The organism is Alteromonas sp. S167 (assembly GCF_036864375.1).
Classification (GTDB): domain Bacteria; phylum Pseudomonadota; class Gammaproteobacteria; order Enterobacterales; family Alteromonadaceae; genus Alteromonas.
Genome location: NZ_JAZETR010000009.1, coordinates 123286 through 140869 on the forward strand (window position 1 = coordinate 123286; position 17584 = coordinate 140869).

Below are 17584 nucleotides of genomic sequence, written 5' to 3' on the forward strand. Positions count from 1 at the left end.
TTAAAAGGCGCATTCAAGTTAATAAAAAAGGGCGCAACGCGCCCTTTTTTAATTCTGTGACCCTTTCTAAATAGAATTGGCGTTTATTCGAATGTACCTTTAACCACAGCAATACTGTCTTTCACTAATTGTTTGCCTTTCGCCAGCACATGCACAATGTCTAGCGACGCTTTATCGCAAAGTACTAAATCGGCATCACAGCCTACTTTAATTTTGCCCTTGTGGTGCAGTTTAAGCTTGCTCGCAGGGGTAGTACTTACTACTGAAATAGCGTTTTTCAGCGACACATTGTGTTCAAGAACAAGCGCTTTAAATGCTGCAAATAAACTTCCTACTTTACCCACTTCTAAACCAACAAGCGCCCCATTTTCGTTAAACACAGGCAAACTTGCGTTGCCATCAGAGCTCATACTAAGTTGTGAAGCTGGCACACCTTGCGATAAACAATAGGCAATGGCCTGCGCCGCAGGAATTTCACCTTCTTCAATAAACTGTTCATTGGTGCTGGTGGTCATATCAATAACTCCTCCTGCACGGGTCCACGTAATTCCCGCATCAAGAAGGCTTTGATTGCGATTAATGTGCGTTGGAAAGAACTGGCTAGCAGGTATGTCGGTTTCATTAACCACATCGTGCAACACAGAAAGCTGGCGCTTTCCATCGCCTGTGTGAATGTAAACTATACCGGCTTTCCCTGAAATCATACCGCCGGTACGCGCCTGCGCAGCAACTTCAGCGAGTGCTTGAACCGTGGGTTCTGCGGCTCTATGGTCGGCAATGGCCACTTCACCAACCCCAATCATACAATCAATAAGTGCAATATCGTCTGTTACGCTACCTGTAATTGTGCGAGCGGGTAAGTGATACGAACCGGTATAGCAATACGCACTTATCCCTTCTATATTCAGCCCTTTGGCTTTAGCTAATAAGTCGGGCAAAGTACGGGTGGTTGCATCTGTTCCCAGTGCACCAATTACCGTAGTCACACCGTGAAGTGATGCCTCTGTTAACGACATCTGTGGCGTACGTGTGTGAAAGCCGCCTTCACCGCCGCCGCCAGAAATGTGCACTAAACTATCTACAAGCCCTGGAAGCGCAATTAAACCACTGCCGTCAATAACGTCTACTAGAGATTCATTAATAGCTATGTTTGCATCAATACATGCAATGGCATTGTTGGCAATAAGAATATCTACGGTGCCCATTGGCGAGGGTGCGTAGCATTCCACATTTTTAATAAGCGTAAGCATTTAAGAAAAACCTATAAGAACGGCAGTGACAACGGTAAGTGAAGCAAGCGCAAAAAGACTAGCGCAAAACTTTGCGATGAATTTTACCCATGTCGTCCAACTAACACCAGCCACGCCTAAACAGCCTATTAATGAAGCAGAGGTTGGAATAATTAAATTAGTCAGTCCGTCGCCTAATTGAAAAGCCAATACTGCTACTTGGCGAGTCACGCCAACAAGGTCAGACAGCGGTGCCATTAACGGCATAGTAATAGCCGCTTGCCCAGAACCTGAAGCAATAAAGAAATTAAACACACTTTGGAATAAAAGCATTAGCCATGCGCTCACTACCGAGCCCGTTTGCGCTAACGCCGTGCCTGTGTGATGTAACAGGGTGTTTAATACCGACGGCGAGGTTACATCGTCACCGCCAAGTACTAGCACAATACCTTTTGCCATGCCTACAATTAATGCTGCTGGCAAAAGCGACTGCGCGCCGCTTACAAATGCTGCGCTGATGTCATTCATACGCATTCGCCCGCCAAACCAAGCGATAGCACCAATAACAATGCCCATGCAGAAAAACTGTGATGCAATTTGCGGAATATAGTAAGCGTGCACGATCACACCCCACATCACCCAACAAATACTGGCAAAAAAAGCCACAAGAATAAGCTTGTCGGTAACGCTAAACGTGTGCGCAAGTTCAGTGTCTTCTTGTGGTGACTCAATCTTTGTATTAAATGTAGAAGGCGAACTATCACCTGTTTGGGGGTGAGCCTTCAGTTGTTTGGCATAGCGTAGAGTGAATACGAGCCCAAACGCCGTAAATAAAGCCCAAATTGCCATACGGAACGACTGACCTGACATGAGTGGCACGTCGGCAATGCCTTGGGCAATAGCCACCGAAAAGGGGTTCATCCAGCTGGTGGCAAAGCCTATTTGCGTAGCCACATAAGTAACAAGCACGGCCATGATGCCGTTGTAACCCATTGCCGTCATTAGGGGGACAAGCACAATACAAAACGCAATGGCTTCTTCACCCATGCCGAAAATGGCGCCGCCGAGTGAAAACAATAGAAACAAAGCGGGAAGCAGCAAGTTGTCGGCATGCTGAAAGCGGTTTATCAACGCCATAATGCCGTTATTAATGGCACCGGTTTGCATGACAATGCCAAATGCGCCGCCCACAATAAGAATAAAAGCGATTACGCCTACTGCTGCGCCCCATTTATCGCCCGACACCATACCGTCGAACGCATAGTTAGCAATACCTGTAGAGTTGCCAGTGCCGTCAAACAGCACAAAACCATGGCTCTCTTCTACGTAAGTAAAGCTATCAGCATCTAACACAGTTTTTACTGCGCCGTTCGATGTCACTATTTCTTTTGTTTCAAATGTACCTGCTGGCACAAGCCACGCCACTAGACCAGCAAGCAGTATTACAAAAAACAAGATAACGAATGCATCGGGCATTCGCGATGTTGAAGGTGAATGTTGCATTCGTTCCTCGACAATAAAAGGGGGCGTTAGGCCCCCTGTGTTGAGAGTATTCTACTTAATCAAAGTAGTAGCTGAACGATAACGTGTAGTTAGTGCCATAAGGGTCATGATTGAAGGCGTCAAACCCTCTAGCTGTTCCATATGCAACAGGGGCGTCACGGTCGAACAGGTTATCTACAGTCAAGCGAAGCTCAGCATTGTCAAAGTAATAGCCTGCGCTTAAAGTAACAGTTGTCCAACTACTTATATCTCGTTCTTGATTTTCTTCGGTTATCACGCCGTTGTCGATTAATTCATCGATTTCACGGGCACGTAGTCGAATAATATCGTCTTGATAGCTGCTTGTGAAAAACACATAGGTACCTACGTACCAGTCTTCTGCAACATAGAATAATTCAAAATTCGCGATAGTTTCAGGGTAACGGAATTGACCTGCAAGAGATTCAATTTCATCAGAGCCAGGTCTGTTGCGTTCGTACTCTAGGTAATGTGTCCCAGAGAACCCAAGCTCAACAACGCTGCTCTCTAATTCAATATCATGTGTAATATTCCAATCAAGGCCTTTGAGTTCTTGCGTGCCGGTATTATCTAATAAAATAATGTGGTCTCTGAAAAGGGGGAGGTCAACAACACGAGGCTGGATGACTCTGTCCCATTCGGCAAGAATCTCTGTTAGGTTTGCTCCGTCATCAGTGATGATCAAACCATTTGAGTCTTCGATAAATGTAAATACACGGTCGCCATTTGCATCTAGTAAGAAGTCACCGTTTTCATCTCTATCAGGGTGATCAAGGCATAGGTCTTCATCGAAAGATATACCTTGGCTTCCTTCTGGGATTACACCGCAATGACGAAGTGTCACATCATCTATAGAGCGTGCAAGCACGTCTGTCATGTTAGTGTCGACAATATCTTCGTGGTCAAACTGCCAAAAATCTAATGTAATCGTGGTATTTTCAGTTGGACTATAAGCAAGCCCTACTGATAGCGCTTCAGATTCCTCCGCTCGCAGTGCAGGGTTACCTAGTTCTAATACATTGGCTGACCTAATACGCCCTTCATTCTCACAGAAAAGCTGAGATACTGCAGCATTAGCCGAGCAGTCAAACTGTGCATTGGTTGTGCGAAGTTGAACACCTGCTTGCGTTAAAGATGGTGCACGGAAGGCGGTAGACCAAGAACCTCGAAGAACCAAGTTATCTATTGGGCGATATGTCAACCCAACTTTTGGATTGAATGTACTGCCAAAATCATTGTAGTCGTCATATCGACCAGCTAAGCTTAAGTCTACTTGATCATTTATTGGCACTAACAACTCAGCAAATATGCCTGCTTGGTTTCTATCTGCGGCGGATGCGCTAGAGCCAAAACCAAATACATCAACTAAATAATCATTTTCGGCACGAGCGCGCGCTTCTATTGAAGGATCGTCGATTATCTCTTCGCGTCTAAACTCAACACCCGCTGCTAGCATTACAGGGTTACCATTCCATTGAGTTAGTTCGCCATTAATTTTTGCATCAATGCCGAAAACTTCACTGGTGCCAGCTCTAGTTGGTTGTGCTTGAGCAAGCGCAAGGGTTGCATCATTTTGTGCATCGCCTTGTAAAAACGGATTATAAGCTGCAAGTAATTCACCGCCAGAGCAAGACAGAGTGTCAGTCGATGCATCATATTGCGCTATTGTGCCATTTGAACAGAGCTCGCCATGTGCCGCTGCCGTATAGCGATAACGATTGTAAATCCCAGCACTCGCGATTTGATCTGACTCACTTCGAGAATACAAAGCTCCAGCTTCCCATTCCCAATCATTGATATATCCAATTACCGATGAAACAAGGCGAATTGCATCGGTTTCGATATCTACTGTTCTTGGAGTGCCGAATCTTGCATCATATCTGAAGCCATCAAGCTCCCGACCAGCAACAGTGTCAAATGGGTCGATATAAATTTCATCTAGAAGAAAATTGCGTGTTTCGTCATCGAAAACGTCGAGTGCGTCAACACCAATCCATGCCCCCTCGCGATCGTCAACCTGATTGATTGGTGCGGGTGTCGAAAATGAAGTAGATTCTGTACGAGACATGAGTACATCAGTCCGCCAGGTCAAGTCGTCAAGCTCAAGTGTATAAGTTAGTCCGCCCGACAACGTCTCAAGAGGCGTTTCAAAGAAATCATCTTCATTGCCGTAGTAAGCACAAATTTCTTCACCAAACTCTGTTGTGGTCAGCTCGGTTGCACAGTTTGGTGCTCCAATTTCGTCACCGCTTTGTGTACTTCTAAAATAAATGTTTGGCGTATTTTTAGGAAGATAAGAGTAACCATTAGTAAGAATTGGATCGCGGGTTTGCGAGAAGTCAGTAGCGCGAATTTCTTTTCTGTCGTAGTAGTCGAAAAACGCCGTTAAGTTACTTCCGTTATCGAAATTCTTACCCCACAGCATTTGCACATTAAACGCACCATGGTCGTTGCTGTTGGTTGTATTTTCGTAGTTAGTTTGAAGCTCTAAGCCCTCATAATCATTTTTCAGAATGTAGTTGATTACACCGGCTACGGCATCTGCACCGTAAATAGCAGATGCGCCGGTTGCTAGAATTTCAACACGCTCAACGGCAGAAGCAGGAATGCTGTTGATATCGAAAAAGTTTTCAGTGCCAGAAGCAAAAGAACTTGCTGCAATGCGTCGTCCGTTAACCAACGTTAGGGTAGACGAAGGGCCGATACCGCGTAGCGAGGCCGCAGCTTGCCCTGGAGGGGTAGAAGTAGATGTTGCACCACTTTGTGTAGTGTCAAATGTTCCTACGCCACCGCGTGCTTGCGTTACCGTGCGCATTAATTCTGAAATGGTAGAGGCACCGGTACGTGCAATGTCTTCTGAAGTCAGTACCGTTAGCGGCTGTGAGCCTTCTAGGTTGGCACCGCGAATGTTACTTCCGGTCACTTGTATGCGTTCAACGGTCTCTTCTTCTGTGGCTTCTTGAGCGAATACAGCCCCAGAAATACAAAGAGATAGATAACTTAGCGTGCCAATAGACACACCCATTTTGTGCATTAACGTCGATTTTTTCATTGTTATGATCCCATAGCGCGCACGGTCTAATGCCGCTTCTAGCGCAATTCAACACCTGTTGTAGTTTAAGAGTTTGCTGCAGGGCGCAGCTGTGCCGCTTCAATGAATTGAAGGGCGAAGGAGCTACTCGTCGAACCACTCCGACAAGTAAAAGTTTTGATAGCGATAGTTGCCTAAATTGGCAGCTTTCTTGATCATCTAATAAACCAGTGTTGTGACGAATTATGCATTTCGTCTGAATCAAATAGCGTTGTTCGGTACTAACTTTACCGTTGACATTAATAACTTGTTAACACTACCGTGAATGAAAGTCAATCAATTAAGTGTTCTGCTGGTGCTAATGAAAGAAGTCACTTTTTGTCTAAAAAATATTCGTTTTAACGTAAGCCTTAGAATACCGATTTCTGTATTTTTTTGTTTTTATATGTCTGTATTTTATAGTTTTTCTTTTGCTTCTGCCGACTTGGTGTTGGCCGGTGGCGCTTTGAAAACATGCTCGAGTATGTCGACGAAAAACTGTTCATCGACGATGGATTTTAACAACGCAAAAGCGACTATTTTGTACGAGGTTAATCAAGAGTCGTTAGCGCGATATAAAGCATTGATGGAAATGCACGCAGTAAATAATGATTTTTTATATTCAAAATTACTGCATATAAATTCAATTGCGACTGGGCTTACAAAAAATGAATTGTTTGATGCGTTAAACGACGAAGGATTTTCAAACAGCGATATTCGAGGGCTTTCAGACGCAGAATATTTCATATTGTTAGATGCACTTGAAATGCAGCAACTAGATGAAAACGGCGCGCGTTTACAAGAAAAAGTATCGCTAGCGAGTACAAAAGAAAAAGCATCGGTTGATGTTTACACGGCTTTTATAGAAGGCGCTCGCGTAAAACATGCTTTTAAACAAGAAACTGCTGTAGATAACGCGCAAAACACACCAATAAAAATTGGTGTTGTTACCGCTTCATCTCGCGATCCATTTGAGGCGGTCGATTTTTATATTGGCGTATTTCAACAACCCAATGTAGAAGTGGTATGGCTTCCTCTTTCGCCAGCCTTTCAAAAAGCGGCGTTTGTTGAAAGTATGGGAGGCAATGGTTGTGAGCAGCTCGAAGCTTTTAGAGCACAAAACCATTTATACGACAAAGCGCGCCTTTATCCGCAGCGTACCGACATGCAGCGTCAATGGTGTGAAGATAGCAGCGTAGCTATTAATACTTTGTCTAACCTTGACGGCATTTTCTTTAACGGCGGCGATCAAAGTAAAACATTGGCAGCGCTAAGTACGCCAACGGGTCAGCCGACGCCGTTCCTCACCACATTGCGCTCAATGTGGCGTAACGATCAGATTATTGTGGGCGGTACTAGTGCAGGCACCGCAGTGCAGGCTGGCGGATACGCCAATGGTCGTCCAGTGCCAATGTTAACCAGTGGAAGCTCAAAAGGCGTACTGTCTAGCGGTGTATTTTCGGTTCCACCGGTATCAGAGCGCTGTGAAGATGAAGGCTGTGAGCAGGTTCTTGTTGATAATGCAGTAACCGTTAATCCAACCGGCGGTTTGGGTCTTTTCAACTTTGGCTTACTCGATACCCACTTTTCAGAGCGCGATAGGGAAGTGCGTCTTATTGCAGCCACTGCACAAAGCTTGCAGCAGTTTGGTTTTGGCGTTGATGAAACCACAGCATTGGTGGTCGACATGCACAATAATCAACACAATAACCAACATGGCGCAGATTTTACTGTTGTTGGAAAGTCTGGGGTGTTTATTGTCGACCTTGGTCAGGGGCGTGTGGAAGAGTTAAGAAACGGTGCTGCAGGCAATAAAGTAATCGCGGGCTCGGCAAGCTATGTTCCAACGGGCGCAAAGGGCACTATTGTTGGTGAAAAACTCACAATAGACTTAACGGCCACAACCGAGCGAACAAGTACTCAGCACAAACGCAAAAATGACGATGGCGTTTGGCGAGAGCAATCAATGCGCTTATGTCGCGATGGAATCGATGCAGCTTGGGAATTAGAGGGCACGCAGCATGTATTGAAAAAATCTGCCGACTCGGCAGTGTTGCGAAGTCATTATTGTGGCTATAGCAATGTGCCGTTTCTGGTTTATGAGCCCCAATAATAAGGATTCGAAGTGAATAACGGCCTGTCGAGGCCGTTATCGATTATGCCCGTAATACACTTCAACACGCATGGCGACCCCAAAAGAGGTATTAAAATCTTCGTCTCTTAACCAAAGTACAAAAGGTTCAACTTCAAAGAAAAGCCAGTCTCTAAGCGTGTTGTTCCGCCACCGTATTCCTGCATATACCTCTTCAATGCGATAGTTTGGTCGGCTTAGCCCCTCAACCATGGCTCGGGAAACTATGGCGTTTTGGTCATCAATGGCATAAAGGTGATTTATTTCATGGCGCCACAGCCAGTCGTTAGTGTCATCTCTGAAATAAAGTCGGTTGTTTTGTCTTATAAGGTGCTTTCTGTCTATATCGTATTGAATAGCCAGCCCAACTTCTGCGCCTAATCGGTCTCGTGAGTAGTAATACAGTTCACTATCGTATAGCGCTGACAGTTTATCGGTAAACGCGGTCGCGTCGCGATAGCGTCCTCTTACATAAAGCTGATCTCGTCTTCCTGCGCCTACGCGAAAAGAATAGTGAGAGTCTTGTTCTGGCCTAAATCGCAAAGCAATAGTGGCCTGATCCCGATCATTATTATCCGTATTTCGGGCGGCGCGAATGGTATTGTCTTGGGTTTCATCTTCGTTGTCACTTAGTAGCAAATCGACTTTGTCTTCAAGTGCTGGCAGTTTTACGCGAATTCTAAAGCGCAAATCCGTGTCGGTAAGCATGCCGTCTCGGGGTTCCCATGCAAACTGGATGCGACCTTCTGCCCTTGCTTCTTCATTACTGAAGCTACGCTCATCGTCAGAGCGAAAAAGACCATCTAATTGGCGTACAGTGAAATCCATCGAGTCAGTAAAGCTGCGCTGCCACACATCGAACCATTCATTGTGTTGATGTAAGCTGGAAGAAGTCTTTTCAGCTTTTAGTGACGTAACAGCAGTATTAGTGTTTACAGGAAGCGTGCGCGTGTCTATTTGTGGCTCAAGTGAAATGAGCATAACGGCGTAGCAGATTGTGGAAATGCACGGCAAGCTCACTAACTCCTTGTTTAAATAAGACGTATTGAGCACAATTGATTTATACTCAACGGTTAATAGAAGCATGGATTGGTGATAATGAAACGTCAATCATTATTCACCGTCACAAATATTCAGGTGAAAGCAGCGCCGCGCAATGGCATACTGTGGTAACAGATGTAAGGGAGAAAGAATTTATGGGTGGTATTAGTATTTGGCAGCTATTGATTATCTTAGTGATCGTAGTGCTACTTTTTGGTACAAAACGTTTGAAAGGAATCGGTACTGATTTAGGCGGCGCCATTAAAGGCTTTAAAAAAGCCGTTAGTGAAGAAGAGAAAGACGCTGACTTTGAACAGAAAAAGCAAGTAGAAGAGAAATCTACCGCTGACACTGTTTCAACAAAAACGCAGAGTGATGTAAAAGAAAACTCCTAATGTTTGATATTGGCTTTTGGGAGCTATTGGTCATTGGCGTGTTGGCACTTCTTATATTGGGGCCAGAAAGACTGCCAGGAGCAATGCGCTCTACCATTAACACAATTCGCAGCGTGCGCAATGTGGCAACCGGCTTTAAGCAGGAGGTTGAGCATCAGTTGCGCGTGCACGAATTGCATGAGAATTTAAAAAAAGCCGAACAGCAAGGGCTTAAAGATCTTTCACCTGAACTTGAACAAAGCGTCGACGAATTAAAAAAAGCGGCCGAATCTGTTCAAGAACCCTATAAAAAACAATAAATGTCTGACGCTAACAACTTAATATCTCACCTTATCGAGCTTCGCAGTCGCATACTTAAAGCATTATTAAGTGTGCTTATTGTGTTCTTATGCCTCGCAGCATTTGCTCAAGACTTGTATCAGCTGCTAGCAAGGCCGCTGTTAGAGGCATTGCCAGAAAACGCCAGTATGATAGCCACTGATGTGGCATCGCCGTTCTTCGCACCCTTTAAATTAACGCTAGTACTGTCGTTTTTTATCGCCATTCCTTATGTACTTTATCAAGTTTGGGGCTTCGTGGCTCCTGGGTTGTATCGTAACGAAAAGCGTTTGGTAGCACCTTTACTGCTGTCTAGTACTTTGTTGTTTTATGCAGGAATGGCGTTTGCGTACTTTGTGGTATTCCCCATCGCGTTTGCATTTTTTACCAGCGTTGCGCCGGAAGGGGTTACGGTAAGTACCGATATATCGAGCTATCTTAATTTTGTTCTGAAACTGTTTTTTGCTTTTGGGGTCTCATTCGAGATACCTATTGCCATTATTCTTATGTGTTGGACCGGCGTAACAGACGCCAAATCGCTGCGCGCCAAGCGCCCATATGTTGTTGTTGGTGCGTTTGTGGTTGGCATGTTGCTTACACCGCCTGACGTTATTTCACAAACCCTATTGGCTATTCCAATGTGGTTGTTGTTTGAAGTAGGCGTCATCATTGGTGGGCTTTACGCAAAGCGTTCAGAACGCGCAGCAGAACAACAGTCTGAAAGCTCAGACAACACATAACAGCTATAACAAAGGAATTAAAATGAAAAAACGCGCTGTTTCTCTTATTGCCCTAATATGCGCTTTAGGTGCTTCGTCAGTTCAGGCCGAGACCGTTGCGCAAGCCATTGAAAAATGCCGAAACACAGATAACAGCCTAAAACGCCTAGTGTGTTACGACAACGTAGCTAAGTCGTTGCGCCAATACGAGGGCGCTGATAGCGAGCTAAGCCAACTTCCTGCGCTTACGGTAAAGCGCCCAGCCTCTGTACCTTCAACAGCAGCACAGCCTGCTCAGCCAGTAGCGCGTAATGCAGAGCCTGAAAATGAATTCGGTTTAGAGCATAAACGCGACCTATCTAAAGAAGCTTCTGAGCTTCAAGTGACCATTGCAGAGCTATCTAAAACTGTGCGTGGAAAGCATAAACTTACTTTCAGCGATGGCTCGGTGTGGCAACAAACCGACGAAACTTACCTTAAGTTTGAAAAAGGGCAGGTTGTTACCGTTGAGCGTGGCTTGTTAGGTTCATTTTATTTGAGCGTTGAAGGCCTAAATAAGCGCATGAAAGTAAAGCGCCTAAAATAGATGGCGTGGTTTGATGCTGGCGTTAACCTTCTTGATAGTCGGTTTGACGCCAACGACATCATAGCCCGTGCCCAGCAGGCCGGTGTGAGCAAGCTTTGTGTTATTACTACGCATCCTAATGAATGGAAAAGCGCGGTTGCACTTCACAAAGCGTTCCCTGATACCTGCTGCTACACCATTGGTGTTCACCCCCACAATGCAAAAGATGTGTTGCCAGAGCATTATGACATGCTGCGCGAAATGGCAACGCAACCAGGGTGTGTGGCAATAGGCGAGTGTGGTTTAGATTTCAATCGCAACTTTTCTGCGCCTGAAATACAGCTTACTGTGTTCGAAGCACAGCTAAAATTAGCAAGCGAGCTTGAGCTGCCAGTTTATCTTCACGAACGCGACGCATTCGAGCAGCAGTTATCGTTGTTAAAACGTTACATGCCATCGCTCACCGGCGGCATAGCACATTGTTTTACGGGAACTAAAGAGCAAGTAGAAGCATACGTGGCGCTGGGGTTGTACATTGGTGTAACTGGGTGGGTGTGCGACGAAAAGCGTGGCGGCGATTTGCGAGAGGCTGTTCACAGCATCCCATTAAATAAATTGGTGTTGGAAACCGATGCTCCTTACCTTTTCCCCAAATCATTAAGACCGCGTAAGCGCAACAACGAGCCTGCATATCTTCCTCACATTGGGCAGTACCTTAGCGAGCATTTAGGCGAAACAACAGAAACTTTGCGCGATTGTAGCTATGCTAACACGTGCACTTTATTCTCACTCGGCGAGTAGCGCGTTAGATGCAAATTAATTCGAAGGTACTGAAAAATTACGATGCGGGGTTAATATTAATTACCGCTGTTGCGGTAGTGTCATTTATTTTGTTTTCGCTTAGCCTTACACCCAACAAAGGGGCTGCACCACAATACTCGCAGTTAATGTACACCATAGATAAAGATGAATCCCTTTCCTTCGACAATATCACCCGTTTAGATACCGACAAATGGCTCCCCACCACCTCGCCTGTAAATTTGGGCATGAATAAGGCTGTGCATTGGTTTTCGTTTGTCATTCCTCCAACGCAAAGCGCAAGTGATAGCTTCTTATTTCATATCGATTATCCGCTGCTAGATTACCTTGATGTAGGTGTTTACAGCCGAGTAGGCAGTACGCCCATTACACAGTTTTCCGCTGGCGATGCACAAATGCTATCAAAGCGCCCCATTGTGCATACCAAGCCCTTATTCCCACTGCCATCAAGTGCTGAATCGCAGCGAGTTATTGTGCGCGTGCAAACTTCAGGCACTATTAGGTTGCCAGTGCGTATTTGGGAAGAAAAAGCGTTCTTAAGCTTCAGTACTAGTCGCAACCTTGCGTTGGGGTTATTTTTTGGTGTGTTGGTTGCCATGGGGGTAAGCAATGCGTTTTTGACGGTTACGTCGCGCAGTACTTCTTTTATGTTTTATTCAGGGTACGTGCTAAGTTTGGCGCTTACGCTGGCAACGCTACACGGTTTTGGGTTTACCTATTTATGGGCTGACAATACGTGGTTTCAAAGTAAAGCGATTATTGTTTTTGCAAACGCAACCATCATGTTTGCCACGCTGTTTACACGAAGTTTATTGCCCGTAAAAGAGCACAGCGTTTTACTGGATAAAATTACGCTTATTGCTAGTGGTGTGTGCGCGTTAAGCATTGTGCTTGGCTTATTTTTACCCTACTACTTCATGATAAAAGCTTATTTACTGTTGCTAAGCCTTATCGTTATCTACACGCTCGCACTAGGTGTCTGGCTGTCATTAAAACGTGTTGCCGTAGCGCGTTACTTCACTATTGCATGGGCCTTTTTGTTAATAAGCGGGCTAAGCGCAAGCTTAGATAATGTAAATCTTATAAACCTGCCCATTTCTTCTAATAACCTGCTGATTATTGGTGGCGCTGTTGAAACGCTAATTTTGGCGCTCATTCTTTCTATAAGCTACAGCCACAGCCGAGACGACTTAATTGAAGCGCAGCAATTTGCACTAGAACAGGAAAAACAAGCCAACACAGCAAAGGAAAACCTGCTAAGTGTGCAGCAGCGTTATCAAGACGATCTTGAATACAAGGTGCAAGAGCGCACGCTAGAGTTAGAAATTACGCTTCGCGAGCTTTCCGAAGTAAATCAGGAGCTAGAGCGGTTAAACGCCATCGACCCGCTTACTGGCGTGCACAACCGAAGGCACTTTGATAAGCGTCTGCGAAATGAAGGGCGTCGTAGCCGCCGAGAAGAAACTCCGCTGTCATTAGCCATTATTGACGTTGACTACTTCAAGCAAATTAACGACAAATATGGTCACGACGGAGGTGATGCGTGTTTGATTCACGTTACCAAAGTCTTTCAAAAACTTATTCAGCGCCCTACAGATGACTTGTGTCGTATTGGTGGTGAAGAATTTGCCATTATATTGCCTAATACCGACTTAAACGGCGCGTATCACGTGGCCGAGAGTATGCGTGCTTCACTGGAACAATCGCCAATGACCTACGACGGTGAGCAAATACAGCTTACGGTGAGCGCTGGGGTGTCTACTACTGTTATTCAAAGTGAAGAGCACGCACAAACACTATTTCGCTATGCCGATGAGTTGCTTTATCAAGCCAAAGCGGCTGGGCGAAATATCGTAATTCACCAAAATTTACAGGACAAATCATGACGTCTTCTTCTTTTCCTCTTCGCAGAATGCGCCGCCTCCGTGCAAAAGACGCCTTACGTGGCTTGGTGGCTGAGCACGCGCTGACTACTGATGATTTGATTTACCCGGTTTTTGTATTGCCGGGTGAAAATGCACGTGAAGCCGTACCGTCGATGCAAGGTGTTGAGCGTCTGTCTATTGATTTACTCATTCAAGAAGCGGCGCGTTGGGTTGAACTAGGTATTCGTACATTTGCACTGTTTCCTGTTACCCCTATGTCGTTAAAGTCGGACTGTGCCAGTGAAGCATTTAATCCAGAAGGGTTAGCACAACAGGCTATGCGTGCAATGAAAAAGGCTTATCCTGACGTTATGCTTATGTCTGATATTGCGCTGGATCCTTTCACGTCACACGGCCAAGACGGCTTAATTGATGAGAATGGCTATGTGATGAACGATGAAACGGTAGACGTGCTAATAAAGCAAGCATTATCACATGCAGAGGCCGGCGCTGATATCGTTGCGCCTTCAGATATGATGGATGGGCGTATAGGAAGTATTCGTAAAGCCCTTGAGGACGCTGGCCACGTTAACACGTGCATTATGGCCTACTCAGCGAAATACGCCTCAGCTTACTATGGCCCGTTTAGGGATGCGGTCGGCTCAGCAGCCAATATAAAAGGCGGCAACAAGAAAACGTATCAAATGGACCCTGCTAATACTGATGAGGCTTTGCACGAAATAGCGCTGGATATAGATGAAGGTGCAGATATGGTCATGGTGAAACCTGGTATGCCGTATCTAGATGTAGTACGACGCTGCAAAGAAACGTTTAAAGTGCCTACCTTTGCCTATCAAGTAAGTGGTGAATACGCAATGCATCAGGCAGCATTCGCCAATGGCTGGCTTAATGAAGATGCAGTAGTGTTAGAGTCGCTTCTAGCGTTTAAGCGCGCAGGAGCAGACGGTATTTTAACGTATTTTGCACCTAAGGCTGCTGAACTACTTCAAACGCAAACATAGCCTAACAAGAGGTTATTTACAAATTAATTCACAGCCCGCTTTGTGCTGTAACCAGCACTCGTTGGCAAGTTCTGCATTAATTAACGGGTGCGACTTCAACCATCCCTCTGGAAAGGTAAGTGTCCAGCGGTCATCTTCACACAGCAAAGACACCTCTGGAATGTGTTTGTTCTGACGGCGAAGGCATAGCACTACTGAAATACGCAGCACGCGCATTAAGCCCTTAAGCATAGGGCGGTAGTCTTCGTGATACTTGTCGAATACGCTGGCCTTAATGTCTAGCCTGTGCTGCGCAACCAAGTCGCGTATAGCGGCACGCTGAAGCCGCGTAAAACCTGGTAGGTCAATATGGCTAAGAATGTACTCGCCGTGTTCGTGGTGTTTTTTATATTCTATATGCAGCCCAATTTCGTGTAGCTGAGCTGCTGCGCCCAATATGGTTTCTGTGTCTAAGTGGCAGATGTTGCGCTGCGCGCACAGCTGGTGGCATAGTCCAAGCGCCACCTGACGTACAGCATTGGCGTGGTTATTATCAATGTGGTAGCGCTGCTTAGCTTGGTTTAGTGTTTGTTGACGACGATCATTGTCGGTCACATTATCAAGCATGCCGTAAATGAGGCCTTCACGTAGAGCGCCACCTGAAATGTTCATGTTTTTAATTTGTAGCGCTTCAAACAAACAAATTAAAATGGCTAAACCCGATGGGAATATCGCTTTTCTATTGTCTTCAAGGCCATCTATATCAAGCGTGCTGATGTGACCGCAGTCAATGCACTGCTGTTGAAGATGATATAAATAATCTAGGCGAATGGCGTCGCTAATACCCTGAGCAACCAAAATCTCAGTAATAGCCTGTGGCGTACCTGACGCGCCCAAACAGTTTTCCCAATCGAAGCATAGAAAGGTGTCAGACACATCTTTGATAAGTGCATGGGCAGCCGCTTTTGCATTATCGAAGTTAGCTTGTGTTATTTCGCCGCCTTCAAAGTAGCGCTCCATAAAGGTAACGCAACCCATATCCAAGCTTTTCAGATGAATGGGCTGCATATCATTACCGATAATGATCTCGGTACTGGCGCCGCCAATGTCAATCACCAAGCTGTTGCCTTGGTTTGCCGACGTGTATGCTACGCCTAAGTAAATTTGGCGCGCTTCTTCTTCACCACTTATTACGTTGAGTTTGTGATTTAGAATGGCTTCAGCTTTTTTGATAAATTCGTGAGCGTTGGTAGCAAGTCGCAGCGTGGCTGTTGCTACAATTTTGATATTAGAAGGTGGGATGTCTTGTAAACGTTCTGAGAATACTTGCAGGCATTGCCAGCCGCGTTCCATGCTTTCAGTATCAAGTGCAAAATGCTCATCCAAACCGGCGGCTAATCGCACTTTCTGTTTTATCTTCCCGATAATCTGCACACTGCCGTTTACCACATGCACAATAACCATGTGAAAGCTGTTCGAGCCCAAGTCTATGGCGGCGTAATACTCGCCATAGGTTTGCGCATCGTGCTGTAATTCTGCCTGCATAGTTTCTCGTTCTTGCTATTACCGTTATGCTTTATTTTTTCGCTACGTTTTGTTCGCTATGGCATTACGCCCTGTTATTTCGATTTTGGGGCTTGCCTCGGCCTCTACCATTACCGCGACGTGAAGAGTTACGATTGTTTGGTGCACGTCTTCTGCGTGGCTTCGGCGGCGTTACGTCTTCAAGCAGAGCGCTGCGATCGTAGTCGGTCACAGGGATTGCTTGCTGAATATATTGTTCAATCGCCGGTAAGTTAAGCGCGTATTTTTCACAAGCAAAACTAATTGCAATACCGCTTTGTCCTGCTCGACCAGTGCGACCAATTCGGTGAACATAGTCTTCTGCATCGTCAGGTAAATCGTAGTTAAATACGTGCGTTACCGCATCGATATGCAAACCGCGAGCGGCGACATCTGTAGCCACTAATATGTCTGAATTACCTTTGGTAAAGTCTTCCAATATGCTTAGGCGCTTCTTCTGAGGTACATCGCCACTTAGCAAGCCTACGCGATGACCATCAGCAGTTAGCCAGTCGGTAACTTTCTCGCAGCTGTTTTTAGTGTTCGCAAAAACAATCGCTTTTTCTGGCCATTCTTCTTCCAGTAACGTTAATAGAAGCAGCATTTTATCGTCGTCAGACGGATAGAAAAGTTCTTGCGTTACACGCGTCGCTGTTGTTTGCTCGGGCGCAACCTGAACATGCGTCGGGTTATTCATGTGCTCGTAAGCCAGTTCTTGAACGCGATAGCTCAAGGTGGCCGAGAACAACATGCTTAAACGTTCTGCGGCTGGTGGCATACGGCGGAATAAGAAGCGGATATCCTTTATAAAGCCCAAATCGAACATACGATCGGCTTCATCAAGTACGGCAACCTGAATATTTTTCAGAGTAAACACGTTCTGTTTGTAGTAATCCAGAATGCGTCCTGTCGTACCAATAATAATATCTACACCTTCTTCTAACGTTTCCCGTTGACTTTGGTAACCTTCGCCCCCATAAATCAAACCAAGCGTTAAACCGGTATGTTCACTAAGCAGTTTTGCATCGTTGTAAATCTGAACAGCAAGCTCTCGGGTCGGTGCCATTATTATTGCACGCGGACCATTTGATTTGCTGTTACCTGTGTTTTCTGCTTTGCTTAGCAAATAGTGAAATGTAGCCACCAAGAAGGCAATGGTTTTGCCTGTACCCGTTTGGGCTTGACCTGCAATGTCGTGACCTTCTAATAAAGGAGGCAGTGCAAGGGCTTGTATTGGTGTACAATGTGAAAAATTAGCTGCCGTCAAGGCGTCAACAACCTTGCCGTTAATCGGCAGGTCGGAAAAATGAGTATCAGTTAAGTGAGTAGGCATAGCTTATAGCTTAT

At 45.5% G+C, this 17584-nt stretch carries 14 protein-coding genes; 8 read left to right on the forward strand and 6 right to left on the reverse strand.

The window, feature by feature from the left end:
- Positions 1-83 precede the first annotated feature (83 nt).
- The 3 genes from iadA to V7R35_RS14440 are packed head-to-tail and all read right to left on the reverse strand — an operon-like array spanning position 84 to position 5802.
- Entirely contained in the window at positions 84-1250 is a 1167-nt protein-coding gene (iadA, locus tag V7R35_RS14430; protein WP_334015613.1) for a beta-aspartyl-peptidase, read from the reverse strand.
- Positions 1251-2732 (reverse strand): putative basic amino acid antiporter YfcC, encoded by a 1482-nt coding sequence (gene yfcC / locus V7R35_RS14435; protein ID WP_334015615.1) that lies wholly within the window; start codon positions 2730-2732, stop codon positions 1251-1253.
- A gap of 55 nt (positions 2733-2787) precedes the next feature.
- The gene (locus V7R35_RS14440; RefSeq protein ID WP_334015616.1) at positions 2788-5802 is read right to left on the reverse strand and encodes a TonB-dependent receptor domain-containing protein; all 3015 of its coding nucleotides are present in this window, start codon (positions 5800-5802) and stop codon (positions 2788-2790) included.
- A 424-nt stretch (positions 5803-6226) separates the two neighbouring features.
- Between V7R35_RS14440 and V7R35_RS14445 the strand changes: the two genes are divergently transcribed.
- Complete coding sequence (locus tag V7R35_RS14445; RefSeq protein ID WP_334015617.1) at positions 6227-7933, forward strand: cyanophycinase; 1707 nt, start codon at positions 6227-6229, stop codon at positions 7931-7933.
- A gap of 36 nt (positions 7934-7969) precedes the next feature.
- Here the strand turns inward: V7R35_RS14445 and V7R35_RS14450 are convergent, their stop codons facing one another.
- Positions 7970-8971 carry a hypothetical protein gene (locus V7R35_RS14450; protein ID WP_334015618.1) on the reverse strand — a complete coding sequence of 334 codons (1002 nt, stop codon included), beginning with the start codon at positions 8969-8971 and terminating at the stop codon, positions 7970-7972.
- 176 nt (positions 8972-9147) lie between these two features.
- Between V7R35_RS14450 and tatA the strand changes: the two genes are divergently transcribed.
- The 7 genes from tatA to hemB are packed head-to-tail and all read left to right on the forward strand — an operon-like array spanning position 9148 to position 14695.
- Complete coding sequence (tatA, locus tag V7R35_RS14455) at positions 9148-9387, forward strand: Sec-independent protein translocase subunit TatA (protein ID WP_334015683.1); 240 nt, start codon at positions 9148-9150, stop codon at positions 9385-9387.
- Entirely contained in the window at positions 9387-9686 is a 300-nt protein-coding gene (tatB, locus tag V7R35_RS14460) for a Sec-independent protein translocase protein TatB (protein ID WP_014948087.1), read from the forward strand. The genes tatA and tatB overlap by 1 nt, the downstream gene beginning before the upstream one ends.
- Positions 9687-10445, forward strand: a complete 759-nt coding sequence (gene tatC, locus V7R35_RS14465; protein WP_334015619.1) for a twin-arginine translocase subunit TatC — start codon at positions 9687-9689, stop codon at positions 10443-10445. It abuts the gene before it with no gap.
- Positions 10446-10467: 22 nt separating this feature from the next.
- Positions 10468-11010, forward strand: a complete 543-nt coding sequence (locus tag V7R35_RS14470; RefSeq protein WP_334015620.1) for a hypothetical protein — start codon at positions 10468-10470, stop codon at positions 11008-11010.
- The gene (locus tag V7R35_RS14475; protein WP_334015621.1) at positions 11011-11790 is read left to right on the forward strand and encodes a TatD family hydrolase; all 780 of its coding nucleotides are present in this window, start codon (positions 11011-11013) and stop codon (positions 11788-11790) included.
- Between the two features lie 8 nt (positions 11791-11798).
- Positions 11799-13694 carry a sensor domain-containing diguanylate cyclase gene (locus tag V7R35_RS14480; RefSeq protein ID WP_334015622.1) on the forward strand — a complete coding sequence of 632 codons (1896 nt, stop codon included), beginning with the start codon at positions 11799-11801 and terminating at the stop codon, positions 13692-13694.
- Complete coding sequence (gene hemB, locus V7R35_RS14485; RefSeq protein ID WP_334015623.1) at positions 13691-14695, forward strand: porphobilinogen synthase; 1005 nt, start codon at positions 13691-13693, stop codon at positions 14693-14695. Before V7R35_RS14480 ends, hemB begins: the two co-directional genes overlap by 4 nt.
- 12 nt (positions 14696-14707) lie before the next feature.
- Here hemB and V7R35_RS14490 read toward each other — a convergent pair whose 3' ends face one another.
- Positions 14708-16219, reverse strand: coding sequence for a Ppx/GppA phosphatase family protein (locus tag V7R35_RS14490; protein WP_334015624.1), 1512 nt, complete (start codon positions 16217-16219; stop codon positions 14708-14710).
- A gap of 64 nt (positions 16220-16283) precedes the next feature.
- Positions 16284-17570, reverse strand: a complete 1287-nt coding sequence (rhlB, locus tag V7R35_RS14495) for an ATP-dependent RNA helicase RhlB (protein WP_334015625.1) — start codon at positions 17568-17570, stop codon at positions 16284-16286.
- Between the last annotated feature and the right edge of the window lie 14 nt (positions 17571-17584).